The following is a 25117-nucleotide window of genomic DNA, read 5'->3' as shown; positions in this document are numbered from 1 at the left end:
CCGTGGCGGCGTGGCGCGGGTGGTGGTCGTCGGCGCCGGGCTCGGCGGCCTGGCCGCCGCCGCGCGGCTGGCGACGCTGGGCCACCGGGTCACCGTCCTCGAGCAGTCGGGCGGCGTCGGCGGCAAGCTCGGCTGGTACGCCCGCGACGGGCACGCCTTCGACACCGGCCCGAGCTTGGTCACCCTGCCGCAGGTCCACCGCGACCTCTTCGACGCCACCGGCGGCCCGCTGGAGGACGCGCTCGACCTCCAGCGCCTCGACCCCGCCGTCGCCTACCTCTTCCCCGACGGCACCCGGCTGGCGGTGCCCGGCCAACTCGCGCAGGTCCCCGCCGCGCTCGACGGGGCGCTCGGGGAGGGCACCGGCGCGCAGTGGCGGGCGCTGCTGGACCGCGCCGGGGCGATGTGGGCGATCACCGAGCAGCCGTTCCTGCGCTCGCCGCTGCGCGGGGCGGCCACCCTCGCCCGGCTGGCGCGCGACCCGGTCGACGTCGGCACCGTGGCGCCCTGGCAGACGCTGCGCGGCCTGGGCGCCCGCTACCTCCGCGACCCCCGGCTGCGGGTGCTGCTCGACCGCTACGCCACCTACTCCGGCTCCGACCCGCGGCGCGCCCCTGCAGTGCTGGCCACCGTCCCCTACGTCGAGCAGGCGTTCGGCTCCTGGTTCGTCCGCGGTGGGCTGCACCGGCTGGCCGAGGCGGTGGCCGACCGCGCGCGCGACCGGGGCGCGGCGATCCGCACCGGCACCCCGGTGCGGCGGGTGCTGCGCGACGGCGGGCGGGTGGCCGGGGTCGAGCTCGCCGACGGCGGGGAGATGACCGCCGACGTCGTCGTCTCCGGTGCCGACGCCACCGCCCTCTACGCCGGGCTGCTGCCGCCCGACCGGCGCACCCGGGCCGTCCGTCGCGGCCTGGCCCGGGCGACGCCGTCGCTGTCGGGGTTCGTGCTGCTGCTCGCGCTGCGCGGCCGCACGCCGGGCCTGGCGCACCACACCGTGCTCTTCCCCGACGACTACGACGCCGAGTTCGACGCCGTCTTCGGCACCGGCCGCCGCCGCGGCGTCCCCTGCCCGGTGCCCGACCCGACGGTCTACGTCAGCGCGCCCGACGACCCCGTCACCCGGCCGGACGACGACAGCGAGTCGTGGTTCGTGCTCGTCAACGCCCCGCGGCACGACCCCGACGGCGGCGTCGACTGGGACGCCCCCGGCCTGGCCGACCGGTACGCCGCGCGGGTGCTGGAGGTCATGGCCGCGCGCGGGCTCGACGTCCGCGACCGGGTGCGCTGGTGCGTGACCCGCACCCCGGCCGACCTGGCCCGCGAGACCGGCAGCGTCGGCGGCTCGATCTACGGCACGTCGAGCAACGGCGCCCGCGCGGCGTTCCTGCGGCCGGGCAACGCGGCGCCGGTGCGCGGGCTCTACCTGGTCGGCGGGTCGTCGCACCCCGGCGGCGGGCTGCCGCTGGTCGCGCTGTCGGCGGAGATCGTCGCCGGCCTGGTGGGCCCCGCCTGAACCCGACGCCGGGGTGCGGCGGGCCCTGGGAGCTGGGGCGATGATCAGGTGACCTGATCGTGGCGTGTCCTCCCCCACGGTGCGCGGTGAGGGAGGACGCGCTGCGGTGAGGGAGGACGGCGCCCGGTGCGCTCCCCGCGCCGGTCCGGGGGCAGGCCCGTGAGTGGGAGACTCCCCACCGTGCGGATCGGCTACCTGGGGCCGCTGGAGGTCGCCTCCGACGGCCGCCCCGTGGCCGTGCCCGGCGTGCGGCTGCGCCGGCTGCTGCTCCGCCTGACCGTCGACGCGGGCGCGTGGGTCTCCGGCGACGCGCTGACCGCCGCCGTCTGGCCCGAGGGCGGCACGGCCGACCCCGCCAACGCGCTGCAGTCGCTGGTCTCGCGCCTGCGCCGCACCCTCGGCGACCCGGCGCTGGTGCAGCAGTCCCCGGCCGGCTACCGGCTCGCAGTCGACCCCGAGGACGTCGACGCCGTCCGCTTCACCCGGCTGGTGACCGCCGCCGGGATCGAGCCCGACGGCGCCACCGCGCTCACCGCGCTGGACGCCGCGTTGGCGCTGTGGCGCGGCCGGCCGCTGCAGGAGGACGACTCCCCCGACGCGACCGGCCCCCGGACGGCGCTGGAGGAGCTGCACCTCGGGGCCCGGCGCGAGCGCGCCGCCCGGCTGGTCGCCGCGGGCCGGGCCGCCGAGGCGCTGCCGGTCCTCGAGCAGCTCACCGCCGAGCACCCGCTGCGCGAGGACCTCGCCGCCGTCCTGCTCGACGCGCTGGCCGCCGCGGGCCGCCCCGCCGACGGGCTGGCCGCCTACGAGCGGTTGCGCGCCGCGCTGGCCGACGGCCTCGGCACCGACCCCTCCGCGCAGGTCCGCGAGCGGCACCTGGCCCTGCTCCGGCTGGACGAGGAGCCCGCACGGCCGGGCAGCAACCTGCGGGCGGCGGTCACCAGCTTCGTCGGCCGCGACGACGACGTCCGCGCCGTCCGCGAGCGGCTGGCCGCCGGCCGGCTGGTGACCGTGGTCGGCGCCGGCGGGGCGGGCAAGACCCGGCTGGCCGGTGAGGTCGCCACGCAGGTGCTGGCCGACTCCGCCCGGCCGGCCGTCCCCGACGGCGTGTGGCTGATCGAGCTCGCCCCGGTGAGCGACCCGGCAGCGGTGCCGCAAGCGGTGCTCGACGCGCTCGGCGTCCGCGAGGTCGCGCTCCCCGACCAGCACACCGACCGGCACCGCGGCGACGCCCGGGCACGGCTGGTGGCGCACCTGCGGGACGCGCGCTGCCTGCTCGTGGTCGACAACTGTGAGCACGTCGTCGACGCCGCCGCGGACCTCGTGGCCGACCTGCTCGGCCGCTGCCCGGGCGTCCGGGTGCTGGCCACCAGCCGCGAGCCGCTCGGTGTCGACGGCGAGACGCTGCACCCGCTCGGCCCGCTCGCCGTCCCCGCCGAGGGCGCGAGCGCCGCGGAGGCCGCGGCCAGCCCCGCCGTCCGGCTGCTGCTCGACCGCGCCCGGGCGGTGTCGGCCGACGTCACCGTGGACGACGCGGTGGTGGAGGTGGTCCGCCGGCTCGACGGACTGCCCCTGGCCGTCGAGCTGGCCGCCGCGCGGCTGCGGGTGCTGACGCCGGCGGAGCTGGCCGACCGGCTGGCCGACCGCTTCCGGCTGCTCACCGGCGGCCGGCGCACCGCCACCCCGCGGCACCGCACGCTGCGCGCGGTGGTCGAGTGGAGCTGGGAGCTCCTCGGCGCCCGGGAGCGGGAGGTGGCCGAGCACTTCTCGGTGTTCGCCTCCGGCGCGACCGAGGACGCCGTCGCCGCCGTCTGCCCGTCCTGGCGCGCGGGGGCCGGCCGCGACGAGCTGGCCGACGTCCTGGCCGCGCTGGTGGACAAGTCGCTGCTCACCACCCTGCACACCTCCGGCGGCACCCGCTTCCGCATGCTCGAGACGCTGCGCGAGTACGGCGCCGAACGGCTGGCCGAGGACGGCCGGGCCGCGGCCGCCCGCGACGCGCACGCCCGCCGGTACGCCGCGCTCGTCGCCCGGTGCGACCCGGTGCTGCGCGGCCCCGCCCAGCTCGAGGCGCTGCGGGTGCTCGACACCGAGCACGACGACGTGCTGCTCGCGCTGCGGCACCTGGTCGACACCGGCGACGCGGCGGCCGCGCTCGAACTCGTCGTCGACCTGTCCTGGTACTGGACCCTCCGCGAGAACGAGCGGGAGTCGGTGCGGTGGACCAGCGCCGTTCTGGCACTGCCCGGCGCCGCCGACTCCCCGCTGGCCCCGTTCGCCGACGCCATGCGGGGGATGATGACGTCGTACGCGGACTCCGACGGCCGCCCCGGCCGGGAGCCGGCGCGCCTGCGCCTGCTCAGCGACCGGCTGGCACCGGTCGAGGCACTCCGCCCGGCGCTCACGGTGCTGCGTCCGCTGCTGCTGATGATGGCCGGCGCACCCGAGGACGCCGCGCCGCTGCTCGAGCGGGCCCTCGCCGCTGAGGACCCGTGGGTCCGCGCCAGCGCCCGCCTGATCCGGATGGCGTTCGCCCAGAACGACGCCGACCTGGCGTCGCTGCGGGCCGAGGCGGCCACCGGGCTGGCCGAGTGGGAGGAGCTCGGCGACCGCTGGGGCATCGGCGCGCTGCTGTCGGGGCGCGGCCAGGTGCGCACGCTCGACGGCGACCTCACCGGCGCGGCCGAGGACTACGAGCGGGCCCAGCAGCTGGTCCGCGAGCTCGGCGGCACCAGCGACCACCTGCTGGTGACCATGCGGCTGGCCGACCTGCGGCTGCGCGCCGGGGACGTCGAGGGCGCCCGGCGGCACCTCGCGACGATGCGGGCCGCGCGCTCCCTCGGCACGGTCGAGGTGCTGCGCTCGGTGCTCGTGGCCGCCACCGCGGGCTCGGTGGCGGTGGCCGCCGGCGACGTGGACGGCGTCCGCGCAGGCTACGGGGCGCTCGTCGCCGTCCTCGCGGGACTGTCGGTGCCGGCGCCGCACTCCGAGCACATCGGCGCGGTCGGGCACGCCGCCGCGGGACTGCTCGCCCTGCACCTCGGCGACCTCCCCGCCGCCGGCGGGCACGTCCGCGCGGGGCACCGGCTCGCCGTCGGCACCCAGGACCGGCCGATCCTGGCCAGCGTCGGGCTGACCGCGGCCGGCTGGGCGCACGCCGTCGGCGCCGCCCGCGAGGCCGCCGTCCTGCTGGGCGCCGCGGAGCGACTGCGCGGCGCCGCGGACCCGACCAACCCGGTGCTCGCCCGCCTCACCGCGGCGCTGCGGGACGACCTCGGCGACGAGTTCGACACCGCGCACGCCGAGGGCATGGCCCTCGACCCGGAGGCGGCCGCGACGCGCCTCGACCCCGACCGCATCGCGGCCGGGTTCGAGGTCTGAGCTCGCCGTCCCGTCAGGCCCGGCGGCGGTAGGCCCGCACCGCGAGCGGAGCGAAGACGACGACCAGCACGGCCATCCACACCAGCGTCCAGCCCACGTGCCCGGCCACCGAGCCGCCGGTCATCAGCCCGCGCACCGCGCCGACGACGTGGCTGATCGGGTTGACCCGGACGAAGGCCTGCAACCAGCCCGGCAGCGTGTCGATGGCGACGAAGGTGTTGCTGCCGAAGGTCAGCGGCAGCACGACCAGCATCATGATCCCCTGCACCGCGCCGGGCGCCCGGGCGATCATCCCGACGTACACCGAGATCCAGCCGAAGCACAGCGCGAAGCCCATCGACAGCGCCAGGGCGGCCAGGACACCGGCCCAGCCGGTGGTCACCTCGAAGCCCATGAGCGTGCCGACCACCATCGTCACGGCGAAGAGCACGAGGTAGCGGACGACGTCGGCGAGCACGGCCCCGACCAGCGGCGCGGACCTGGCGATCGGGAGTGACCGGAAGCGGTCGAAGACGCCCTTCTGGATGTCGGTGTTGAGGTTCTGCCCGAGCGAGACGCTGGCCATCGCGATCGTCTGGCCGAGCAGGCCGGGCAGCAGGAACTGCAGGTACTGCTGCTGCGACCCGCCGGCGATCGCGCCGCCGAAGACGTAGGTGAACAGCGCCAGGAAGATGATCGGCTGCAGGGTCACGTCGACCAGGGCCTCGGGGGTGCGCCAGGTCTTGACCAGGCTGCGCCGGGCCAGCGCGAGAGCCTGCCGCGGGAGGCTGCTGGCCGGCGGGGCGGGATGCGGCTCGGGCACCGGCAGCGCCCGGCCGGGGACGGCGGTCACGGTGGTCATGCGGCCTCCTCGGGAGCGTCGTCGGCGGCCCGCGGCCGGCCGGTGAGGGTCAGGAAGACCTCGTCGAGGGTGGGCAGGTGCAGCGACAGCTCGCTGACGGCGATGCCGGCGCCCCGCAGCCGGGAGACCAGCCCGGGCAGGACGGCGTCGTCGGCCACCCGGCAGGTGAGCTCACCGCGACCGGTGGCCGCCGGGGTGACCCCGGTCAGCTCGCCGAGCAGCGCACGCACCTCCGGCAGCCGGCCGGCGTCGACCGGCCGGACCCGCAGCCGCTGACCGCCGACGTGCCGCTTGAGCCCGTCGGGGGTGTCGTGGGCGATCACCCGCCCGCGGTCAATGACGGTGATCTCGTCGGCCAGCGCGTCGGCCTCCTCCAGGTACTGCGTGGTCAGCAGGACGGTGGCGCCGTCGGCGACGACCCGGCGGACGACGTCCCACATCTCCTCCCGCTTGGCCGGGTCCAGGCCCGTCGTCGGCTCGTCGAGGAAGACCACCGACGGCCGGCCGACCAGGCTGGCGGCCAGGTCGAGGCGTCGGCGCATGCCGCCGCTGTAGGTCCTGGCGGTGCGGCCGGCGGCGTCGGACAGGTCGAACCACTCGAGCAGCTCGGCCGCCCGCGCCTTCGCGTCGCGGGTGCGCAGGCCGAGCAGCTGGCCGATGAGCACCAGGTTCTGGGTGCCGGTCAGGTCCTCGTCGACCGAGGCGTACTGCCCGGTGAGCCCGACGACCGACCGGACGGCGGCCGGGTCGGCGAGGACGTCGTGGCCGGCGATCCGCGCGCGGCCGGCGTCGGGCCGGACCAGGGTGGCCAGGCACCGGACGGCGGTGGTCTTGCCCGCGCCGTTGGGCCCGAGGACCCCCAGCACGGTGCCCTGGCGGGCGGACAGGTCGACACCGGCCAGTGCCTGGGTGTCGCCGAATCGCTTGGTGAGGCCCTCGGCCTCGATGACGGTGGTCATGCAGCTCTCCTCTCGTCGTCGGCGTCGACGGTGGAGGAGGGCGCTGGCACGGCCCGCACACGGCGCTGGCACGCGCTGTCAGCGGGCCGTGCGAGGGTCGCCCGCGTGCGCACCGACCCGCCGGAGACCGGCGACGAGACCACCGTCCTCAGCGCCTACCTCGCCTACCAGCGCGAGACGCTGCTGCTGAAGACCGAGGGGCTGACGCGCGAGCAGCTGGCGACGACGCTGCCGCCGTCGTCGCTCACGCTGGCCGGGCTGCTGTACCACCTGGCGCTGGTCGAGGAGTCCTGGGCGGTGCAGCGGTTCGCCGGGCAGCCGGAGCCCGCCCCGTGGAATGACGTCGACTGGGACGCCACCCCCGACTGGGAGTTCGAGACCGCCGTCGGCCTCGAGCCGGACGAGCTGCGTGAGCGCTACCGCGAGGCGGCCCGGCGCACCGATGCGGTGGTCGCCGCGGCCGGGTCGCTGGACGCGCTGTCGGTGGCGCCGCTGCGCAACGGGAACCGGTTCAGCCTGCGCTGGGTGCTGCTGCACCTGGTCGAGGAGACCGCCCGGCACAACGGGCACGCCGACCTGCTGCGCGAGGCGGTCGACGGCGTCGTCGGCGAGTGAGCCCTACTGCGCGAGCTCGGTCGCCCAGGCGGCGACGCCGATCTCGCCGGTGCTGCCGGCGTCCACCCACACCGGCAGCACCTGGCCCGGGTCGCCGGGCACGGGGACGACGCGCAGCGCCTGCCCCTCGGTGAGTCCGCCGTCGGTGACCGTGGCCGACCACGAGACGCCCGTGACCGCGCTCTCCCCCGGCTGCAGCACCAGCGGCGCCGGTCCCGGGTCGCGGACCATGTAGGTCGACTCGTGCGCCACGGTGAACGGCATCGCGCGGCCCGCCCCGTCCAGGACGGCGATGTCGGCGTAGCCGGTGACCTCGCGCGGCCGGTCGCCGCAGTTGGTGACCGTGACGACGACCGCGCGGTGGCCGAGGCCGGCGTCGACCCCGCCCGCGGTGATCAGCAGGCCCAGCGGCGAGCAGGTGGGCGCCGCGGTCGTGGACGGCGCCGGGGCGGGTGCCGGGGACGGCGTCGTCGGCACCGGCGCGGCCGCGGTCGGGTCCGGCGCCGGCGGCACGCCGATCCCGGCCGCGTCCGAGGCGGCCGGGAGCCGCGCGGCCAGCAGCACCAGGCCGGCGACGGCGGCCACGGCGAGGGCCACGAGCAGCGGAGCCAGACGGCGGGCACGGGACGGCGGCACCGGCGCATCCTGCCCCGGCCCGGCGGCCCGGTCCGGGACGCGGCGGCGTCCTCAGCCGCGCGCCGCCCCCAGGCCCAGCACGGCGGCCAGGCCCAGCGCGCTGCGCGGGGCGTAGGCCGTCCGCCACAGCCCGCCGTGGACGGCGGCGTGCGCCTCGTCCTGCCACGGGTGCTCGTGCCGCGGGCCGCCGCCGGTGTGCAGGTCGTGCACGAGCAGGGCGGCCATGAGCACGTTGGACGTCGCGGGCTCGAACACCTCGACGCCGAAGCGGTGCGCGCCGGCGTAGGCCGCGGCCAGCGCCCGGTTCTTCACCACCGAGCGGGTGCGGGTGGGCGGCGCGACGTTCATCGACACCGTCGCCCCGGCCGCCCGCGCGACCGTGGCCCGCCACCGCTGCAGCCGCTTGGCCAGCGCGTAGTTCGGGCCCTGCTGGGCCACCAGGTCGTCGCTGATGCCGGGGTCGGCGCCGGGCACGTACGCCCGGCGCAGCAGCCGGCCCGCCGACAGCGTCCGCAGCGGGCGGCCGACGAGCTTGCCGAACCGCGAGCGGCCCGTGTAGTTGCGGACCGACTGGGCCACGGCGTCCCCCGGGACGGCGAAGACGTCGGTGGGGGTGGCGAGGAAGGCCAGCGCCGTCTCCGGCCGGGCGGCCTGCAGGCGCACGGTGAGCGCGTCGACGGCCGCCGAGACCCGGACGTTGAGGGCGCCGTCGGCGTAGACGTAGTCGCCGAGCACCGGCTCGCCGGGCAGCCCGGCCAGCCAGTCCGCGACGGCGGGCACCTCGCGCACCAGGTCGGCCCCGGCGCCGGCGGGCAGGTCGCCGCCGGTGGCCACCAGCAGCGTCCCGGCGCCGCGGCGGGCGGTGTCGAGCACCCGCCGCCACAGGTCCGGCCGGGGCAGGTCGACGCCGGCCACGGTGGCGCCCCAGCGCAGCAGTGCGGTCAGCGGCCCCATCTCCGCGCCGGCGCCGAGCACGGCCACGGTGCGCCCGGGCAGCGCGAGCCACTCCGGGTGGGCGGCCACGGTACGCACCGCCTCGGCCGCCGTCGGCTCCATGACGCCGTACTCGACCCAGGTGTCCAGCCGCCGCTGCAGCTCCGCGCCGCGCAGCCGCCGGCCGTGGAAGGGCAGCGTGAGCTCGCGCTCGGGCTCGGCCTGCCCGGTCACCTCGCGCGTGGCGAGCACCCGGCCGGCCGGCGCGGTCCGCAGCGCGTCCAGCGGCTGCTCGCCGCACTCGCCGCTCACCCGCAGCCGGCGGGAGACGGCGTCGAGCCCCGCGCCGGCGATGGTCAGCGCCGCCTCCGGGGAGGCCAGCCCGGCCTCGACCAGCCGCCGGAAGTGCACGAGGTAGCCGGCCCGCCAGTTGGTCTCCTGCTCGGCGGCGCGGGCCCCCACCGGGTCGACCGGGCGCAGCGCGTCGGCGACCACCGCGCGCCCGACCGCCGCGGTGCTGCGCCGCCCGCCGGGGCCGACGGGGAAGACGACGCCGGTGTCGTCGTCCACCGGTCGCTCCATCAGTCGGCCACCGTGGGCGGCGGGTCGAGCGGGGCGCCGGCCTCCAGCCAGCGCAGCAGGATGCGGGCGCCGAAGCCGGTGCCGCCCTTGACCACCTCGGCGTCGTCGGAGCCGGCCCGCGCGGGACCGGCCACGTCCAGGTGCGCCCAGGGCAGGTCGCCGGCGAAGGGCCGCAGGAACAGCGCGGCGGTCGTGCCACCGGGGTTGCCGGGGGCGTTGTTGGCGTCGGCGACGGCGCTGTCGAGCAGGTCGGCGTACTCCTCGGCCAGCGGCATCCGCCACACCCGCTCCCCGGCGTGCAGCGCCGCGGTGGACAGCGCGGTGGCCAGCCCGTCGGTGGTGGCGTAGAGGCCGGCCGTCCGGGTGCCGAGCGCGACCTTCATCGCGCCGGTCAGCGTGGCGACGTCGACCAGCACCGTGGCGCCCAGCTCCAGGCGGCCCCACGCCAGGCCGTCGGCCAGCACCATGCGGCCCTCGGCGTCGGTGTTCTGCACCTCGGTGGTGCGCCCGCCGACGTGCCGGACGACGTCGGCCGGCCGGTAGGACGAGCCCGACACCGCGTTCTCCGCGGCCGGGACGACGGCGGTCACCGCGACCGGCAGCCCGAGGCGGGCGGCGGCGTCGAGCGCGGCGAGCACCGCGGCCCCGCCGGCCATGTCGGTCTTCATCTCCCGCATGCCGGCCGTGGGCTTGATCGAGATGCCGCCGGTGTCGAAGGTGATGCCCTTGCCGACCAGCACCGGCCGGGCGGGGCCGGCGCCGGGCGGCTCGTAGGCGGCCACGACGACGCGCGGCGGGGACGCCGAGCCACCGCCCACGGCGAGCACGCCGCCGAAGCCGCCGTCGGCGAGCTCCTCGGGTCCGAGCACGGTGACCGTCACGTGCGGCAGGCCGGACAGCCGCCGGACGGCCTGCTCGGCCAGCCACGCCGGGTCCTTGGTGTTGCTGGGTGTGTTGACCAGGTCACGCGCCCAGGCCACGGCGGAGCCGGTGACCTCCCCGGCCCGGGCGGCGGCGACCACGGCCGGGTCGGCGCCGTCGGTGGCGACGACGGCGACCGTGGCCAGGCGCGCCGGGTGCGGGGTGGAGGTCTCGCGGAAGCGGTAGCCGGCGAGCAGGGCGGCCTCCACGGCGGCGCGCACCTCGTCGGCGCCGGCCGGGCCGGCTGCGCCGTCGACGGGCAGGACCAGCCGGGTGGCGCCGGACTCGGCGAGCGTCTGCGCGCGGCGGACGGCGGTGGACACGTAGCCGCGCAGGTGCGGCAGGGTGCCGTCGCCCAGGCCGACGGCGACGACGCTGCGCGGGCGGCGGCCGGGGACGGGCAGGTTCGTGATCGTGCCGGCCCGGCCGGTGTTGCCGGTGTCGCGCAGGGCGCCGGCGAGCAGCTCGGCCGGCACGGGCGCGGGAGTGCCGGGCGCCGGGGAGCTCAGCCAGACGGGGAGCGCGCCGTCGGCACCGACCGGGACGGCCAGGACGTCGTCCTCGCCGAGGGCGGGCAGGGTGGTCAGCAGGTCGACCCGCGGCAACGGGGCGGCCCCGGTCGCCGGCGTGCTGCCGGCGGCCGGGGCCGCGTCGTCCTGCGCGGGGCTGCCCGGGGGCAGACTCGCTGCGACGTTCAGCTGGTCGCGCCCTTCAGGGCCTCCGAGAGCGCCTGCGCCTCGTCCGGCGACAGCTCGACGACCAGGCGGCCGCCGCCCTCGAGCGGCACTCGCATGACCAGGCCCCGCCCCTCCTTGGTGACCTCGAGGGGACCTTCACCCGTGCGCGGCTTCATGGCCGCCATGCGTGCCTCCTTCGCCGGCCACCCGCGACCCCGTACGGCTGCGGTGTGGCTGTCCTTCGTGCAGTGAGCTCCGGGACCAATGATCCCGTATCCCGGTCGGGGAACCAACCGGGGCCCCCTGGCGGGTGGCTCCGGGGGCCGCCCTGAAGCACGTGCTCACGTGGTCGTCGACCATGCCGGTGGCCTGCATGAGCGCGTAGGCGGTGGTCGGTCCGACGAAGACGAAGCCCCGCCGCTTGAGCTCCTTCGCCATCGCCGCCGACTCGGGGCTGGTGGCGGGGACGTCGGCCAGCGTGGCCGGTCGCGGGCGCGGTCCCGGCGGCGCGAACGACCACAGCAGCGCGGAGAGCCCCTCGGGGACCTGCTGGGCGGCGTGGGCGTTGCGGACCGCGGCGGCGATCTTGGCGCGGTTGCGGACGATGCCGGCGTCGGCCAGCAGCCGCGCCTCGTCGTCCGGGCCGAACCGCGCCACGGCGTCGATGGAGAACCCGGCGAACGCGGCGCGGAACGCCGGCCGCTTGCGCAGGATGGTGATCCACGCCAGGCCCGACTGGAACGCCTCGAGGCAGAGCCGCTCGAACAGGGCGTCGTCGCCGTGCAGCGGGGTGCCCCACTCCTCGTCGTGGTAACGGACGTACTCCGGGGCGCTGTCGCCCCACGCACAGCGCACGCGGTCCACGGCCCGACCGTAGCCGCGGGCTCCGACGGTCCACCGCGCTCGACGGCTGCCCACCCTCGTCGAAGCGCCGGGAGCGCTTCCCTGCGGCGACGGCTGAGGTCCGCTGGTGCCCGGTCCGACCACCACTGCCGCGAGGCCCCCCGTGCGCGCGGCACGTGCCGTGCCGGCCCGGTGAGCGCCGCCCCGGCGGCCCAGCTGCCGGTGCTCCCCCACCCGGGCGCGGCCGGAGCCACCTGACCCCGCCGTGCGCGCCCGGTCACGCCGCGGCGGTCGCCGCGGCCGCGGTGGCCGACACCCTCGACGCGGTGCGGGCCACGCCGGTCGCGCGCCGGGTGGTCGCCCTCGACGGTGTCGCCGGCGACGGCACCGCCGGCGACGGCACCGCCGGCGACCGGGAGCTGTCCGGCTGCAGAGTCCTCCCGCAGGCCGACGGCGACCTCGGTACCCGGGTGGCCGCCGCGTTCGCCGACGCGATGGGGTGTCGCATCGTCGCCGCGGACCCGTGCCCCCGTTGCTGTCAAGAGGCACTCTGGATCTGTGGACGGGTCACTGACCTGCGGATTCAGGTCGCGAAGTGGACTCTCCCCCGATAGACTTCGAACAGGTGATCGAAGTGGTGGGAGGTGTCGTGGACCAGCTGCTCGCCGCACTGGAGGCCCTCGCCGCCGAGGACCTCTCGTCGGCGTTCGGTCCGCAGTTGCTCGACCGGGAGAGGTTCCTCCTGGCCGCGGTCAACCGGCTGGCCGCCGAGCTCGCCCGCACCACGCGGCAGTGCGAACTCGCCCAGGCGCCGGAGCACGACGGGTTGAGGTCCATGCCGTCGTGGTTGCGTGGGCACGGCCACCTGTCCCCGACCGAGGCCGGGCGGCTGGTGCGCATCGGGCGGGCGCTGGAGTCGCTGCCCGCAGTGGCGGCCGCCTTCGCGGCCGGCGCGGTGACCGCCGGCCAGGTCGCCGAGATCGCGAAGGTGGCCGAGCCGGACAACGTCACCCGTGCCGCCGAGCAGGACATCGACCTGGCCGAGGTCGACGCTGCCCTCGCCGTGGTGGCCGAGCACGAGCCGCACCAGGAGCTGGCGCAGGTGGTGGCCGGCTACCTGGCCCGGCTGGACCCCGACGGGACCGAGCCCGACCCCACCGAGGGCCGCCGGCTGAGCATCGCCAAGCACGCCGACGGGTCGGTCAGTGGTCGCTTCGACCTCGACGCCGTGGGCGGGGAGAAGCTCCAGGCGGCCCTCGAGTCCCTCGTGCAGGCCGACCGCCCGGCCGGGGACGGCCGCAGCCGCGCCCAGCAGCTGGCCGATGCCTTGGTGCAGCTGGCCGACAACGCGCTGGCCGCAGGCAGCCTGCCGGTGCTGCGCACGGTCAAGCCGCACGTGGCGGTGCGCATCGACCTCGACGACCTGGCCGACACGGCCACGGGCCCGGCGACGGCGACGATGGGCTTCGGGGTGGTCATCTCTGCCGCCCGCGCCCGCTGGATCGCCTGCGACGCCACCGTCTCCCGGGTGGTGTTCGGCCCCGACGGCGCACCCATCGACCTCGGCCGGGAACAGCGGGTGGCCGACCGGCACCTGCGCCGGGCGGTCGAGCTGCGTGATCGGGCGTGCGTGTTCGCCGGCTGCGACGCCCCCACGCACTGGTGCGACGTGCACCACCTGGTGCACTGGCTCGACGGCGGCGAGACCAACCTGGGGAACTCAGCCCTGCTGTGCGAACGGCACCACAGCAAGGTCCACCACGGCTTCCGGGTCGAGCGGCAACCGGACGGCCGATGGCGCACCTGGCGCCCCGACAGCACCGAGATACTCATCGGCGCCAGACTGCAACCCGCCGCCTGAGCCGCGACCCGTTCGACCTCCCGAGCCACCGGACACGCTGCACGACCGCCCGCAGACCACAGCGGACGGTCACGCAGGCGCGCCTGCCGGCCGGTCCCTGAGAACGGGCTCGGTCAGCCGTCGTCTCCCCGGACGGCCGCACCGGCGACCGGTGCACCCGCTGCGGCTCGGGGTGCGGCGGCTCACCCGGCGGGCGGACCGACGGTCAGGGCACAGCCGCGTCCGCCGCCGCCGGGGCCGGTGCGTTGCGCCGGGTGGCGAGCACGCAGCCGACCAGGACCAGCGGCAGGCCGACGGCGAGACCCAGCGTGAACGGTTCGTCGAGCAGCAGCACGCCCGCCAGCACGGCGACGGCCGGGTTCACGAAGGTGATGACCAGCGCCCGCTGTGGGCCGGCCTCGCGGATGAGCGCGAAGAACAGCACCAGCGCCAGCGCGGTGCAGACGACGCCGAGCACGACCAGCGACACCAGCGCCGTCGCCTGGGCCGTCGCCACCTGGCCGATCCGCGGCAGCGCGAACGGGGCGTACACCAGCGCGGTGGCGGTCAGCGCGAGCGCGCTGACCGCCACGCCGGGGACCCCGGTCAGCGCCCGGCTCAGGACGAGCGGCGCCGTGCCGTACCCGACGACGACGAGCACGACGGCCAGCAGCGGCAGCAGGGCGACGCCCTCGACGTCGAACCCGAGCAGCGCCGCGATGCCGAGCACGCCGAGCCCCATGCCGACCAGCCGCACCGGGGTGAGCCGCTCCTCCTCCCCCAGCAGCCGGGCGGCCAGCGCGGCGACGAAGGGCACCGAGGCCACCAGAAGCCCGGTGAGCGAGCTCGACAGCGTGTCCTCGGCGTAGGAGAGCAGCATCCAGGGCCCGGTCATCTCCAGCACCGTGAACAGCAGCAGCGGCCGCCAGTGCCGCAGCGCCGGGCGCACCTCCCCGCGGGCGATCGTCAGCGGCAGCAGCAGCGCGGCACCGACGGCGCAGCGGGCGAAGACCACCACCACCGGCGACGTCTCCTCGACGGCGACCTTGATGAGCAGGTAGGGCACGCCCCAGATCACCGACATCGCCAGGAACAGCACCCAGCCCCGACGGCTCACCGGCCGCCTCCGCCCCGCTCGCGCACCCGGTCATCCTGACGGCCCTCCCCGGCGGGATCGGCAGCACCCCTTGCGGCGCTCCGTGCGCCGAGACTAACGTAAGCGTAAACGCACGAAGTGCCGTTCGTCCGCCGGCCCCTCCCGGCATGGCCTCTCCCCGAGGAGCCCCGATGACCACCGTCCCGGACCTCCCCTCCTACCGCCGGGCGCTGCGCGCGGTCGACGCCGTGGTCACCACCGTCCCCGGGGACGCCTGGGACCACCCGTCGCCGTGCGACGGGTGGACGGCGGCCGACGTCCTCGGGCACCTGGCGACCGGCCAGACCGCCCTCGCCGGGCTGGCCTCCGGCCGGGCCTGGCCCACCCCCGGCTCCGCCCCGGAGCCGCCGCGGCGCGTCCTCGACGCCGACCCCGCCGCCGGCTGGCGGGCCGCCCGCGACGCCTCCCCGGCCGGGCTGGCCGACGGCGACCTCCGCCGTCCGGTCACCACCCCCGTCGGCACCACGACGCTCCCGGACTTCCTCGACCGCCTGGCCGTCGTCGAGCTGCTCGTGCACGCCTGGGACCTCGCCAGCGCCGTGGGAGCGGACGCGGCCCTGCCCGCGGACCCCATGGTCTCGGCGACCGCCACCCGCCGCCCCGCCACCCACCCCGCCACCCACCTCGCCACCCACCTCGCCCGCGTCCCGGCCGGCACCCCGTGAGCGAGCCGCCGGAGGACGCCGTGCTCGGTGCGGCCGTGCGCGCCCTCGCCGAACCCCGGCGCCGCGCCATCCTGCGGCTGGTCGCCGGGACGGAGCTGGCCGCCGGGGAGATCGCCGCCGCCTTCGACGTGACCCGCCCGGCGGTGAGCCAGCACCTCACCGTCCTGCGCTCCGCCGGGCTGGTCACCGAGCGGCGTGAGGGCACCCGCCGGCTCTACCGCGCCGACCCCGGCGGCCTCGCGCCGCTGCGGGAGTTCCTCGAGGAGCTCTGGGACTCCTCCCTCGACCGCGCCCGGCAGCTGGTCGAGGCCGAGCGGGGCCTGTCCGACGACGACGCCACGGCCGCCGGGTGACCGCCGCGGCCGCGCAGCCGGAGCCCGTCCGGCGGGGCACCACCGTGCGCAGCGACCAGGCGCACACCTTCGACGTCTTCGTCCGCACGCTCGGCCGGTGGTGGCCACTGGTCCCCTACTCCCTGGGGCACGACGCCGTCGTCGACGTCACCGTCACCCCGGGTGTCGGCGGCGAAGTCTACGAGACCCGGCGCGACGGCAGCCGCGCCCGCTGGGGCCGGCTGACCGCCTGGGACCCGCCGGAGCGCTTCGCCATGACCTGGGAGGTCCTCGCCGGGGGCACCGAGGTCGAGGTGGCCTTCCGCCCCCTCGGTCCGTCGCTCACCCGGGTCGAGCTGGAGCACCGGGGCTGGGAGCGGCTCTCCGCGGAGCAGCTCCGCTCCGCCACCGCCGCCGCCGGCGGCTACGCCCGCGGCTGGGAGCTCGTCCTCGCCGCCTTCGCCACCCACCTGGAGGAGTCGTGACCCGCGTCCTGTTCCACGCCGTCCACCACCCGCACCCGGACCACCTGGAGGACCTGCTCGGCGCGATGCGGCGGCTCAACGAGCTCGCCGTGGGCATCGACGGCCTGGAGGAGATCGGCGCCTTCCACGACGCCGACGGCGGCCGCGTGGTCGCCGTCTCGGTGTGGTCCTCGCCGGAGGCGCTGCAGGCCGGCAGCGCCGTCCTCTTCGCCGGCGTGGCCGACCTCCCGCTCGACCGGTGGGAGAGCCGGCCGCGCGAGCTGATGACGCTGCCCGAGGTGGCCCGGTAGGTACGGTCGCGGCGTGGGGTGGACGGGCTACGGGACCTTCGTCGCCCTCGCCGTCGTCCTGGTGCTCGTCCCCGGGCCCGACTTCGCGGTGGTCGTCCGCAACACCCTGGCCGGCGGGCGCGGCCGCGGCGCGTGGAGCGCCGTCGGCATCACCGCGTCGAACGTCGTCCAGGGGACGGCGGCCGCCACCGGGCTGGCCGCGGTCGTCGTCCGCGTCGAGCCGCTGTTCCAGGCCGTCCGCTGGCTGGGCGTCGCCTACCTGGCCCACCTGGCCGTGCAGGCGTTCGCCTCAGCGGTCCGCGGCCGGTACACCGCACTGGACGACGGCGCGACGGCGTCCGGGTCGCCCGCCCTGACCGGCCTGCGCCAGGGCTTCCTCTCCAACGTCACCAACCCCAAGGTGCTGGCGTTCTACCTCGCCGTGCTGCCGCAGTTCCTCGGCCCGGGCACCGCGGTCCCGGTGCTGCTGGCCTACGCGCTGGCCCACGCGGCGATCGGGCTGGGGTACCTGCTGCTGCTGGTCGCCGTCCTGCACCGGGCGCGGCGGCTGCTCGCCCGCCGTCCGGTCCGCCGCGCGCTCGACGCGTTCACCGGGTGCGCGCTGCTGGCCTTCGGCGCCCGCCTGGCCGCCGACCGCTAGACGGGCGGTTTCCGGCCCGACGCCGACGGGCAGCGACCGGCTACGCGACGACGGGAGGCCCGGTGGCCGACGCACTCCCCCGCCCGCCGGCCCGGCGGCGGCTGCTGGTCTCCGGCCTGCTGCTGGGCCTGGGCACGGCGGGCGCGGTCGACGAGATCGTGTTCCACCAGCTGCTGCACTGGCACCACTTCTACGACCGGGCCAGCGGCGCGGCCGGGCTGGTCTCCGACGGCCTGCTGCACGCCGGCACCTGGTCGGCCACCGTGGCCGGGCTGGCGCTGCTGGCCGACTCCCGGCGCCGCGGCCGGTTCGCCCCCGCGCTGTGGTGGGGCGCCGTCCTCACCGGGGCAGGGGCCTTCCAGGTCTGGGACGGCGTGGTGCACCACAAGCTGCTGCGGCTGCACCAGGTCCGCTACGGCGTCGACCTCACCGGCTACGACGTCGGCTGGCTCGTGCCCGGGGTGCTGCTCCTGGCCGCCGGGATCGCGCTGCTGGTGCGCGCCCGGGCCGCGCCCGCGGCGACGTGACGGCCGCCGCGCTCGGCGTCCTGCTGGCGGCGGGCGCCGCCTACGTCGCCGCCACCTGGCGCTGCGGCAGCCCCTGGCCGCTGACCCGGACCGCGGCCTGGCTGCTGGGCCTGGCCGCCGCGAGCGTCGCCGTCGCCGGGCCGCTGCGCGCCCACCCCGGCCCGCACCCGGACCTGCACGCCCACATGGCCGGGCACCTGCTGCTCGGCATGGTGGCGCCGCTGCTGCTGGTGCTGGCCGCGCCGGTCACCCTGGCGCTGCGCGCGCTCCCGCGTGCCGCCGCCCGCGGGCTGGCCCGGCTGCTGCGCACCCCGCCCGCGCGGTGGCTCACCGACCCGCTGGTCGCCGTCCCGCTCAACGCCGCCGGGCTCTGGCTGCTCTACGGCACCGGCTGGCACACCGCGCTCGCCGCCTCCCCCGCGGCGAGCGCGCTGGTCTGGGTGCACCTGCTGGTCAGCGGCCACCTCGCCACCGCGTCGGTGCTCGCGGTCGACCCCGCGCCGCACCGCCGCCCGGTGGCCGTGCGCGCGCTGGCGCTGGCCGGCGGGGCCGCGGCGCACGACGTCCTGGCCAAGGTCCTCTACGCGCACCCGCCGGCCGATACCGTCGGCGCCGAGGCCGGCGCGCGGCTCGTGTACGACGGCGGCACCGTACTCACCCTGGTCACCGCCGCGGTGCTGTGGCGCCGCTGGTACGTCAGCCGCGAGGCGGTGCGGGCGGCCCAGCCCGCGTAGCGCCCGGCTCCCGCACCCCGGTCAGCGGGTGCGCGCGAAGCGGGCGAAGCGGCGCAGCGAGAGCCGCACCCCGAGGACGACGAACGGCCTGGCCAGCGGCCACCCCAGCGTGCCGAGCAGCCCGAAGGGCAGGTACAGCCGCTCGGTCCAGACGAACTCGGTGATCTCGCCGGAGGGCCGGACCTCGAAGATGCCGGGCCCCCGCACGATCCGGCCGGTGTGCTGCACGACCACCCGCCGCGGGGGGTCCCACTCGGTGATGACCATGGTGTCGAGGACGCCGAGGTGCCGGCCCCGCCGCCACGGCAGCGGGACCCCGGTGCGCGCGGCCAGCCGGCCACCCACGCCCTGCGCGGGCCCGCCGACGGTCTCGACGTCGGTGGCCAGCATCCACGCGCCCTGCGCCGGCCAGTCGGTGAGCGCCGCCCACACCTGCTCCGGCGGCGCCTCGACCCGGACCCGCTCGACCAGCTCAGGCATCGTGGCGCGCCTCCCGGGCGTCGTGGTCCTCCGCCGGTGCGGCGGTGCGTGCGCCGGCGTCCCCCGCCGGCAGGGTGAGTCCGGGGTCGGTGTCGGCGTCCGCGGCCCGCGCCGGCCGGTCCTGCGCGGCGCGCAGCGCGGCGATGGTCTCGTCGCGCTCCTCGATCGTCTGGGCCAGCTGCTCGAGCAGCCAGTCCACCTCGGTCATGCGGTACCCGCGCACGGCCACCGACAGCTGCAGCGCCCGCACGTCCTCCCCCGTGACCGGCCGGTCGTCGGGCAGCTCCACCGGGGAGCGGTCGAGGTCGGCCGGCGGCTGCGTCTCCCCGCGGCCGAGCAGCACCGAGCCGCCGAGGAAGAGCAGCGCCCCGACGACGGCGACCGCGGCCAGCCCGACGAGGAAGGACAGCACGGGTCAGGCCTCGACCGGTTCCACCGGTCCGGACAGCGGCGCCCGCATCCCGCCGCCGTTGTCGCCCGGCGTCCCGGCCGCCTCGGAGGCCCGGATGCGGGCGAGCACCTCGTCGACGTCGTCGGTGACGGTGAACAGGTCCAGGTCGCCGGAGCTGATCGTGCCCGCCTCCAGCAGCGTCGCGCGGATCCACTCGACCAGGCCCGACCAGTAGGCGGTGCCGAACAAGATCACCGGGAAGCGGGTGACCTTGCGGGTCTGCACCAGGGTCAGCGCCTCGAACAGCTCGTCGAGCGTGCCGAACCCGCCGGGGAGGATGACGAAGGCCTGCGCGTACTTCACGAACATCGTCTTGCGCACGAAGAAGTAGCGGAAGCTGATGCCGACGTCGACCCACTCGTTGAGCTCCTGCTCGAACGGCAGCTCGATGCCCAGCCCCACCGACAGCCCGCCGGCCTCGTGCGCGCCGCGGTTGGCCGCCTCCATCGCACCTGGGCCGCCGCCGGTGATGACCGCGTACCCGGCGCGGGCCAGCGCCGCGCCGATCCGCACGCCGGCCTCGTAGTGCGGGTGGTCGGGCCGCGTGCGGGCGCTGCCGAACACGCTGACGGCGCGCGGCAGCTCGGCGAGCAGGCCGAAGCCCTCGATGAACTCCGACTGGATCCTGAGTACACGCCAGAGGTCCGCTACGCTGGCGCCAGTTCGCCTCGTCTCGTCGAGCAGGCCCCGGTCCGCGTTGGGGTCGCCTTGCTCGCGGAGCAGGCGGTGGCCGGTACGGGAGGGCGTCATGGCGGAGAAGCCTACGAGAGCCGTGATCTACGCGCGGATCTCGGACGACTCCGAGGGCCGGGCCGCCGGGGTGGAGCGTCAGGTCGAGGACTGCAAGGCGCTGGCCGAACGCCTCGGCTGGGCCCTGGCCACCGACGCGGACTCCGTCCTGATCGACAACGACATCTCAGCGAGCACGCGGAGCAAGGCGCGACGTCCCGCGTTCGACCGGCTCATGGAGGGCGTGGCGACCGGCGTCTACGACGGGATCTTGTACTACTCGAACTCCAGGCTCACCCGCCGACCCCGGGAGTACGAGGCGATCATCGAGATGGTCGAGAGCACCGGGGTCCGCCTGGCGTCCGTGGCCTCCGGCACCGCCGACCTCACCACCGCCGACGGCCGGATGCTCGGACGGATCCTCGCGGCCCAGGACGCGGCCGAGGCCGAGCGGATCAGTGAGCGGGTGACGCGGGCGTTTCAGCAGCGGCGCGATGTGCACGGCCGCCCCAGCCCCATCCGGCGAGCGTTCGGCTACGAGCCCGGCGGGGAGACGGTCAACGCCGCGGAGGCCGACGCCATCCGTCTCGGTGCGAAGCTCCTCATCGACGGAGCGAGCCTGCGCGAGGTCGGACGAGTCTGGATGGAGCGTGGGGTCAAGCCGCTGTCCGCGGAGTCCTGGAACGCCATCACCGTCAAGCGCGTCATCACCCGGCCCCGGGTCGCCGGCCTGATCGAGCACAAGGGCAAGATCGTGGGCGAGGGACAGTTCGAGGCGATCCTGGACCGCGACACGTGGGAGCGCGCACGTGCCGCCGTCGGTGACCGATCGAGCATGGCCCGGGCGCAGTACAAGGGCCGCGAGCACCTCCTGGCGGGCCTCCTGTTCTGCGGGCTGTGCGGTCACCGCGTCAAGATCAACGCGCTGCGGGACGACCGCGGGGAGCTGCGGCCCGCGAGCTTCGTGGTCTGCGACAAGAGTTCCGGTCACAGGTGCGGGCGGGTGAAGCGCAACCTCCTCGCGCTGGAGGCTTACGTCTTCGCCGTCGTCGAGGCCCGCCTGGCGGACGTCCGGCCGCTCGACCCCGCGGAGGACATCACCGCCGAGGCGCAGGAGTACGGCAGGCTTGCGGCAGCGCGGGAGGCCGCGGAGGCGCGCATCGCCACCCTGCGGGAGCAGTACACCGATGGCAACATCGACTCGGTCGACTTCGTCCCGCTGCTGAGGTCGATGCGGTCCAAGGTCGCCGCGCTCGACGCGCAGCTCCGTGACTTCGAGGTGACCGGGTCGCCGCTGTCCGCCGACGACGTGCAGGAGGCGTGGCGTAGCGGGGGCTTCGATGACCGCCGGGAGATCCTGGAGCTGATCATCGCGCAGATCACGCTGCATCCCATCGGCAAGGTCGGGCCGGTACGAGCCCGGCGCATGCTCCCCGAGACGACGGAGATCACCTTCACGTAGGACTGAGGGACCGCCGTCACCCCCGCAGCGGAGCGCCCTGTTGCAGCCCGCTCCGAGGCGTGGGGTCGCGGCGTGAGCCCCGCCCCGGAGGCCGTCGTGGCCGTCTAAGCGTGGCCACTGGGAAATGTCTCCGAGGACACAGCTTGTTGAACCGATTCAACTGAGCAGTTCCACGGTCCTTCGACAACTTCATCCATGCCAGGGAAACGCGGGCCGGCCTCCGGAAGAGGCCTCGGTAACGGTTTGGTCACGGCCGAGCACAAGAGGCCCAGGTCGACAACCTCAGGGATGGAGGGGATATGGGCCCCGCCCGCAGAGATTCGCTCATGACGCCAACCGGGCCGCGGTAGCGCACGGCCCCCAACATCCCCAAGGAGGTCCCCGTGGACATCCGCCTCCGGTCGTGCACGGTCTGCGGCGAGAGTTTCACCTCTCCCCGTACCCCCGGCCGCCCCCGCGAGCTGTGCTCCGACGCCTGCCGCGTGATCGCGCAGCGCCAGCACCGCATCAACTACGTCCTCCGGCAGGCCGGCGCGCTGGCCGCCTGATCCCCTACTCCCCTGTCTCCGCTCGTTGCGCTCCCTCTCCTCCGTGGCGACCACGAGGCGGGGACCGGCCCGCTGAGGGTAGCGAATCAGCGGGCCAGCCAGGCCCGCGCCCCGGTGACTCCTTCCGGTGTCGCGGGCCTGGCCCCTTCAACGTCCCTGCCGAGCGTGCGGCCGGCAGGGCGACCCGATCCGCGGCGCCATGGCCGCCGGATCCCTCATTGGGTTCACATGGGCTGGGTGAGGTAGGGGTGCTGTCGTCGGTGCGAGCCGGCGGCAGCAGCCCGCCCCTGTACTGAGTTTTTCTCGCTAGATATCACTAGACAGCCCTAGATGGCTCCGCCGCGGCGTTGAGCACGGGGCTCTCCCCCAAGCCTCGGACTGGTCCTCCGAGGACGCATGGGCACGTCTCCTGACGGGTCTCGTGGTTGGTGTAAAGGACGGCGGTCCGGCCTCGGCCGGGTCGTCGTCCCCTCCAACCTCCTGCGTCCGAACTTGACCGACACCAACCCGATACGGCGACCGACCATCGCCACGACCTCCGGAGTCCCCATGTCCACCCTCTCCCTTCGCTCGTTCGCCGAGCACGCCGCCGCGTACCGCGCGGCGGGCTTGCTCGGCACCTTCCTCCTGCCCGCGGGGCAGAAGTTCCCTCCGCCGGTCGGCTTCACCGGCGAGGACGGCCGCTGGCCCACCAACGAGGAGATCGCCGCGTGGAGCGGCCAGGCCGGCGATCACTTCAACCTCGGCCTCCGCCTGCCCGAAGACCTCATCGGCATCGACGTGGACGCCTACGACGGCAAGCCCGGTGGAGACACGCTGGCCGACGCGGAGGCTCGCTGGGGCGCTCTCCCTCCCCCCTACGTCTCCAGCGCGCGCTCTGACGGCGTCTCGGGCATCCGGCTCTACCGCATCCCGACCGGCCTGGACTGGCCCAACGTCTTCGGCCCGGGCATCGACACGATCCGCCACGGCCACCGTTACGTCGTCGCCTCGCCCTCGATCAACCCCAAGACCGGCACCGCGTACCGCTGGATGGCTCCGAACGGCTCCGCGGTGGCCGTGCCGGACCTCGCCCAAGTCCCCGACCTCCCCCAGGAGTGGGTCACAGGCTTGACCGGCGGCAAGGTCGCTGGGGGCCGCCGGGCGCGGTCGACGGTGGACGTCGACGCCTGGCTGGGCAACCTCCCGGACGGTGATCCCTGCGTCGACGTCACTGAGGTCCTCGACCGCGCGCGACTGGCCCTCGCGGCCGGGGGGAGCCGCTACGAGGCGATGCGGGACGCAACCATGGCCTTGATCTTCCGTGGCCACGCGGGCTGTCCTGGGGTCGCTCAGGGGCTCCACGCGCTCCAGGGTGAGTATGAGGACGCCATCGCCGGTGAGAGCGAGCGGGACCCCCACGAGTGGATGCGCTCGTTGCGCGGAGCCGTTGAGAAGACGGCCGGCACCGAGATCCTGGACTGGGAAGTTTGCACCCTCGTTTTCATGGAGCAGGCCAAGGCGCTGCGGTTCATCCCGCCGGAGGAGCCCTCCATTTGGGATGAGCGGCCGATCCTTCGGCACCTGTTCGACTTCGCCCGGGGCCGTCGCGTCGCGCCACTGGCAGTGCTGGGCGTGGCGCTGGCCCGCATCGTGGCGGCGACCCCGTCGAACATTGTGCTCCCGCCGACCATCGGGGGGGACGGGTCGCTGAACCTGTTCGTCGCCTTCGTGGGCGCCTCCGGGCAGGGCAAGGGGACGTCGGAGGCGGCCGCTGCCGAGGCGATCGACCTGTCCGGGCTCACCGACCGGGTCTCCGGCGAGCCGGTCCGCACGGTCAACGTCGGGTCCGGCGAGGGTTTCGTGCACCAGTTCGTCACGCGTAAGGCCGGCGAGATGCACCGGCTCCGCGACTCGGTGCTCTTCAACGTGCCCGAGGTCGACACGCTGACCGCCCTGGGCAATCGGCAGGGCGCGACGCTGATGCCGGTGTTGCGATCGGCGTGGTCCGGTGAGCAGCTCGGCTTCTCCTACGCCGACCCCACCAAGGCACTCGACGTCCCGGCCCGGTCCTACCGCTGCGCACTGATGCTGGGCGTGCAGCCGGCGAAGGCCGGTCCGCTGCTGGAGGACGCCGACGGCGGCACTCCTCAGCGGTTCCTGTGGGTGCCGGTGATCGACCCGGACATGCCCAGGGAGCGGACCAAGGCTCCGGAGCCGATCGTCTGGGATCGCAAGTTCCCCACGGTGCCGCGGTACGAGATGGCGGTCTGCGAGGAGGCCATCGACGCGATCGACGAGGCTCACTGGCTCCGCAGCCGCGGGGAGGGTGACCCGCTGGATGGCCACAAGCTCTACTGCCGCCTCAAGGTCGCCGCCGCCCTGGCCCTGCTGGACAAGCGCCTGGACGTCACCGCGGACGACTGGCGGCTGTCGGGCCGGATCATGGCGCAGTCGGATGCGACCCGGGCCGGCGTCCAGCGCACCCTACGGGAGCAAGCGAGTGAGGCGAACATCGGCCGCGCGAAGGCGGAGGCCGCCCGAGCCGTAGTCGTCGCCGAAGAGGTCGACGCCCAGGTGGTGAGGAAGGCCAGCCAGTCCGTGAAGACGGCGCTGAGCAAGCGGCCCGGTGAGTGGATGTCGGCCGGCGAGCTGCGCCGCGCAGTCTCGAGCCGGGTCCGCGGCAACCTCGACGACGCGCTGGCCGCGTTGGAGCTCTCCGGCGACATCGAGGCCGAGGCGACCGAGTACCACGGCCAGTCCGGCACGCGGTACCGGCTCCGCGGCTGAACTCCGGTGGAGGGGTGGACAGGTGGACACCTGTCCACCCCTCGGGGCTGAGCGACGGCAACGACGGCGACCCCGTCTGGTGACGCCCTCCATCGAAATTGCTCGCCA

At 76.1% G+C, this 25117-nt stretch carries 26 protein-coding genes; 15 read left to right on the top strand and 11 right to left on the bottom strand.

Annotated elements, in window-relative coordinates:
* Positions 1–10: 10 nt before the first annotated feature.
* Together ACU616_RS13445 and ACU616_RS13440 are read left to right on the top strand one after the other, a co-directional pair.
* Entirely contained in the window at positions 11–1513 is a 1503-nt protein-coding gene (locus ACU616_RS13445) for a phytoene desaturase family protein (RefSeq protein WP_446758958.1), read from the top strand.
* Between the two features lie 180 nt (positions 1514–1693).
* A complete protein-coding gene (locus ACU616_RS13440) occupies positions 1694–4894 on the top strand; it encodes a BTAD domain-containing putative transcriptional regulator (protein ID WP_446758957.1) in 3201 nt (1066 codons plus the stop codon).
* Between the two features lie 13 nt (positions 4895–4907).
* Here the strand turns inward: ACU616_RS13440 and ACU616_RS13435 are convergent, their stop codons facing one another.
* Both ACU616_RS13435 and ACU616_RS13430 read right to left on the bottom strand, forming a co-directional pair.
* Positions 4908–5735 carry an ABC transporter permease gene (locus tag ACU616_RS13435; protein ID WP_446758956.1) on the bottom strand — a complete coding sequence of 276 codons (828 nt, stop codon included), beginning with the start codon at positions 5733–5735 and terminating at the stop codon, positions 4908–4910.
* Positions 5732–6694, bottom strand: a complete 963-nt coding sequence (locus ACU616_RS13430; RefSeq protein ID WP_446758955.1) for an ATP-binding cassette domain-containing protein — start codon at positions 6692–6694, stop codon at positions 5732–5734. The genes ACU616_RS13435 and ACU616_RS13430 overlap by 4 nt, the downstream gene beginning before the upstream one ends.
* Positions 6695–6799: 105 nt before the next feature.
* Here ACU616_RS13430 and ACU616_RS13425 point away from each other — a divergent pair, with 105 nt between their 5' ends.
* Entirely contained in the window at positions 6800–7309 is a 510-nt protein-coding gene (locus ACU616_RS13425; protein WP_446758954.1) for a DinB family protein, read from the top strand.
* Between the two features lie 3 nt (positions 7310–7312).
* Here ACU616_RS13425 and ACU616_RS13420 read toward each other — a convergent pair whose 3' ends face one another.
* The 5 genes from ACU616_RS13420 to ACU616_RS13400 form a co-directional block, all read right to left on the bottom strand.
* Complete coding sequence (locus ACU616_RS13420; RefSeq protein WP_446758953.1) at positions 7313–7945, bottom strand: DUF4232 domain-containing protein; 633 nt, start codon at positions 7943–7945, stop codon at positions 7313–7315.
* Between the two features lie 51 nt (positions 7946–7996).
* Entirely contained in the window at positions 7997–9448 is a 1452-nt protein-coding gene (locus ACU616_RS13415; RefSeq protein ID WP_446758952.1) for a hypothetical protein, read from the bottom strand.
* An 11-nt stretch (positions 9449–9459) separates the two neighbouring features.
* Positions 9460–10986, bottom strand: a complete 1527-nt coding sequence (locus tag ACU616_RS13410) for a leucyl aminopeptidase family protein (protein ID WP_446758951.1) — start codon at positions 10984–10986, stop codon at positions 9460–9462.
* A gap of 89 nt (positions 10987–11075) precedes the next feature.
* Complete coding sequence (locus ACU616_RS13405; protein WP_091115270.1) at positions 11076–11243, bottom strand: DUF3117 domain-containing protein; 168 nt, start codon at positions 11241–11243, stop codon at positions 11076–11078.
* The gene (locus tag ACU616_RS13400; protein WP_446758950.1) at positions 11215–11922 is read right to left on the bottom strand and encodes a DNA-3-methyladenine glycosylase I; all 708 of its coding nucleotides are present in this window, start codon (positions 11920–11922) and stop codon (positions 11215–11217) included. Before ACU616_RS13400 ends, ACU616_RS13405 begins: the two co-directional genes overlap by 29 nt.
* A 305-nt stretch (positions 11923–12227) precedes the next feature.
* Here ACU616_RS13400 and ACU616_RS13395 point away from each other — a divergent pair, with 305 nt between their 5' ends.
* Together ACU616_RS13395 and ACU616_RS13390 are read left to right on the top strand one after the other, a co-directional pair.
* The gene (locus tag ACU616_RS13395; protein WP_446758949.1) at positions 12228–12515 is read left to right on the top strand and encodes a hypothetical protein; all 288 of its coding nucleotides are present in this window, start codon (positions 12228–12230) and stop codon (positions 12513–12515) included.
* A 35-nt stretch (positions 12516–12550) separates the two neighbouring features.
* Positions 12551–13762 carry a DUF222 domain-containing protein gene (locus ACU616_RS13390; RefSeq protein WP_446758948.1) on the top strand — a complete coding sequence of 404 codons (1212 nt, stop codon included), beginning with the start codon at positions 12551–12553 and terminating at the stop codon, positions 13760–13762.
* A gap of 205 nt (positions 13763–13967) precedes the next feature.
* Here the strand turns inward: ACU616_RS13390 and ACU616_RS13385 are convergent, their stop codons facing one another.
* Positions 13968–14858, bottom strand: a complete 891-nt coding sequence (locus tag ACU616_RS13385) for a DMT family transporter (RefSeq protein ID WP_446758947.1) — start codon at positions 14856–14858, stop codon at positions 13968–13970.
* A 170-nt stretch (positions 14859–15028) separates the two neighbouring features.
* Between ACU616_RS13385 and ACU616_RS13380 the strand changes: the two genes are divergently transcribed.
* From ACU616_RS13380 to ACU616_RS13350, 7 genes are all read left to right on the top strand, one after another.
* Entirely contained in the window at positions 15029–15562 is a 534-nt protein-coding gene (locus ACU616_RS13380) for a maleylpyruvate isomerase family mycothiol-dependent enzyme (RefSeq protein WP_446758946.1), read from the top strand.
* Positions 15559–15915 carry an ArsR/SmtB family transcription factor gene (locus ACU616_RS13375; protein ID WP_446758945.1) on the top strand — a complete coding sequence of 119 codons (357 nt, stop codon included), beginning with the start codon at positions 15559–15561 and terminating at the stop codon, positions 15913–15915. The genes ACU616_RS13380 and ACU616_RS13375 overlap by 4 nt, the downstream gene beginning before the upstream one ends.
* Positions 15912–16379 carry an SRPBCC domain-containing protein gene (locus ACU616_RS13370; RefSeq protein WP_446758944.1) on the top strand — a complete coding sequence of 156 codons (468 nt, stop codon included), beginning with the start codon at positions 15912–15914 and terminating at the stop codon, positions 16377–16379. Before ACU616_RS13375 ends, ACU616_RS13370 begins: the two co-directional genes overlap by 4 nt.
* Complete coding sequence (locus ACU616_RS13365; RefSeq protein WP_446758943.1) at positions 16376–16669, top strand: hypothetical protein; 294 nt, start codon at positions 16376–16378, stop codon at positions 16667–16669. Before ACU616_RS13370 ends, ACU616_RS13365 begins: the two co-directional genes overlap by 4 nt.
* A gap of 13 nt (positions 16670–16682) precedes the next feature.
* A complete protein-coding gene (locus tag ACU616_RS13360; RefSeq protein WP_446758942.1) occupies positions 16683–17309 on the top strand; it encodes a LysE family translocator in 627 nt (208 codons plus the stop codon).
* A 62-nt stretch (positions 17310–17371) separates the two neighbouring features.
* Complete coding sequence (locus ACU616_RS13355) at positions 17372–17836, top strand: DUF2243 domain-containing protein (protein WP_446758941.1); 465 nt, start codon at positions 17372–17374, stop codon at positions 17834–17836.
* Positions 17833–18570, top strand: coding sequence for a cytochrome c oxidase assembly protein (locus ACU616_RS13350; protein ID WP_446758940.1), 738 nt, complete (start codon positions 17833–17835; stop codon positions 18568–18570). Before ACU616_RS13355 ends, ACU616_RS13350 begins: the two co-directional genes overlap by 4 nt.
* A 21-nt stretch (positions 18571–18591) precedes the next feature.
* On the opposite strand, the gene ACU616_RS13345 is transcribed toward ACU616_RS13350, so the two are convergent.
* The 3 genes from ACU616_RS13345 to ACU616_RS13335 are packed head-to-tail and all read right to left on the bottom strand — an operon-like array spanning position 18592 to position 20251.
* Positions 18592–19050, bottom strand: coding sequence for an SRPBCC family protein (locus tag ACU616_RS13345; protein ID WP_446758939.1), 459 nt, complete (start codon positions 19048–19050; stop codon positions 18592–18594).
* Complete coding sequence (locus ACU616_RS13340) at positions 19043–19462, bottom strand: DivIVA domain-containing protein (protein WP_446758938.1); 420 nt, start codon at positions 19460–19462, stop codon at positions 19043–19045. The genes ACU616_RS13345 and ACU616_RS13340 overlap by 8 nt, the downstream gene beginning before the upstream one ends.
* A 3-nt stretch (positions 19463–19465) precedes the next feature.
* Positions 19466–20251, bottom strand: coding sequence for an LOG family protein (locus tag ACU616_RS13335; protein ID WP_446758937.1), 786 nt, complete (start codon positions 20249–20251; stop codon positions 19466–19468).
* Here ACU616_RS13335 and ACU616_RS13330 point away from each other — a divergent pair.
* The 3 genes from ACU616_RS13330 (at position 20250) to ACU616_RS13320 (ending at position 25009) form a co-directional block, all read left to right on the top strand.
* A complete protein-coding gene (locus ACU616_RS13330; RefSeq protein ID WP_446758936.1) occupies positions 20250–21692 on the top strand; it encodes a recombinase family protein in 1443 nt (480 codons plus the stop codon). The two genes, ACU616_RS13335 and ACU616_RS13330, sit on opposite strands and share 2 nt — an antisense overlap.
* A 383-nt stretch (positions 21693–22075) precedes the next feature.
* On the top strand, positions 22076–22240 hold the full coding sequence (locus ACU616_RS13325; protein ID WP_446758935.1) for a hypothetical protein: 165 nt from the start codon (positions 22076–22078) through the stop codon (positions 22238–22240).
* A gap of 549 nt (positions 22241–22789) precedes the next feature.
* Positions 22790–25009: a bifunctional DNA primase/polymerase gene (locus tag ACU616_RS13320; protein WP_446758934.1), complete on the top strand. Its 2220-nt coding sequence runs from the start codon at positions 22790–22792 to the stop codon at positions 25007–25009.
* The last annotated feature ends 108 nt before the right edge of the window (positions 25010–25117 follow it).

This window comes from Geodermatophilus sp. URMC 62 (genome assembly GCF_052931475.1).
This window is presented reverse-complemented; position numbering and strand designations above follow the sequence as displayed.

Coding starts and splice junctions, on each gene's coding strand:
- ACU616_RS13430 (WP_446758955.1), bottom strand. CDS start 6,694: ATGACCACCGTCATCGAGGCCGAGGGCCTCACCAAGCGATTCGGCGAC.
- ACU616_RS13330 (WP_446758936.1), top strand. CDS start 20,250: ATGGCGGAGAAGCCTACGAGAGCCGTGATCTACGCGCGGATCTCGGAC.
- ACU616_RS13380 (WP_446758946.1), top strand. CDS start 15,029: ATGACCACCGTCCCGGACCTCCCCTCCTACCGCCGGGCGCTGCGCGCG.
- ACU616_RS13320 (WP_446758934.1), top strand. CDS start 22,790: ATGTCCACCCTCTCCCTTCGCTCGTTCGCCGAGCACGCCGCCGCGTAC.
- ACU616_RS13335 (WP_446758937.1), bottom strand. CDS start 20,251: ATGACGCCCTCCCGTACCGGCCACCGCCTGCTCCGCGAGCAAGGCGAC.
- ACU616_RS13405 (WP_091115270.1), bottom strand. CDS start 11,243: ATGGCGGCCATGAAGCCGCGCACGGGTGAAGGTCCCCTCGAGGTCACC.
- ACU616_RS13435 (WP_446758956.1), bottom strand. CDS start 5,735: ATGACCACCGTGACCGCCGTCCCCGGCCGGGCGCTGCCGGTGCCCGAG.
- ACU616_RS13345 (WP_446758939.1), bottom strand. CDS start 19,050: ATGCCTGAGCTGGTCGAGCGGGTCCGGGTCGAGGCGCCGCCGGAGCAG.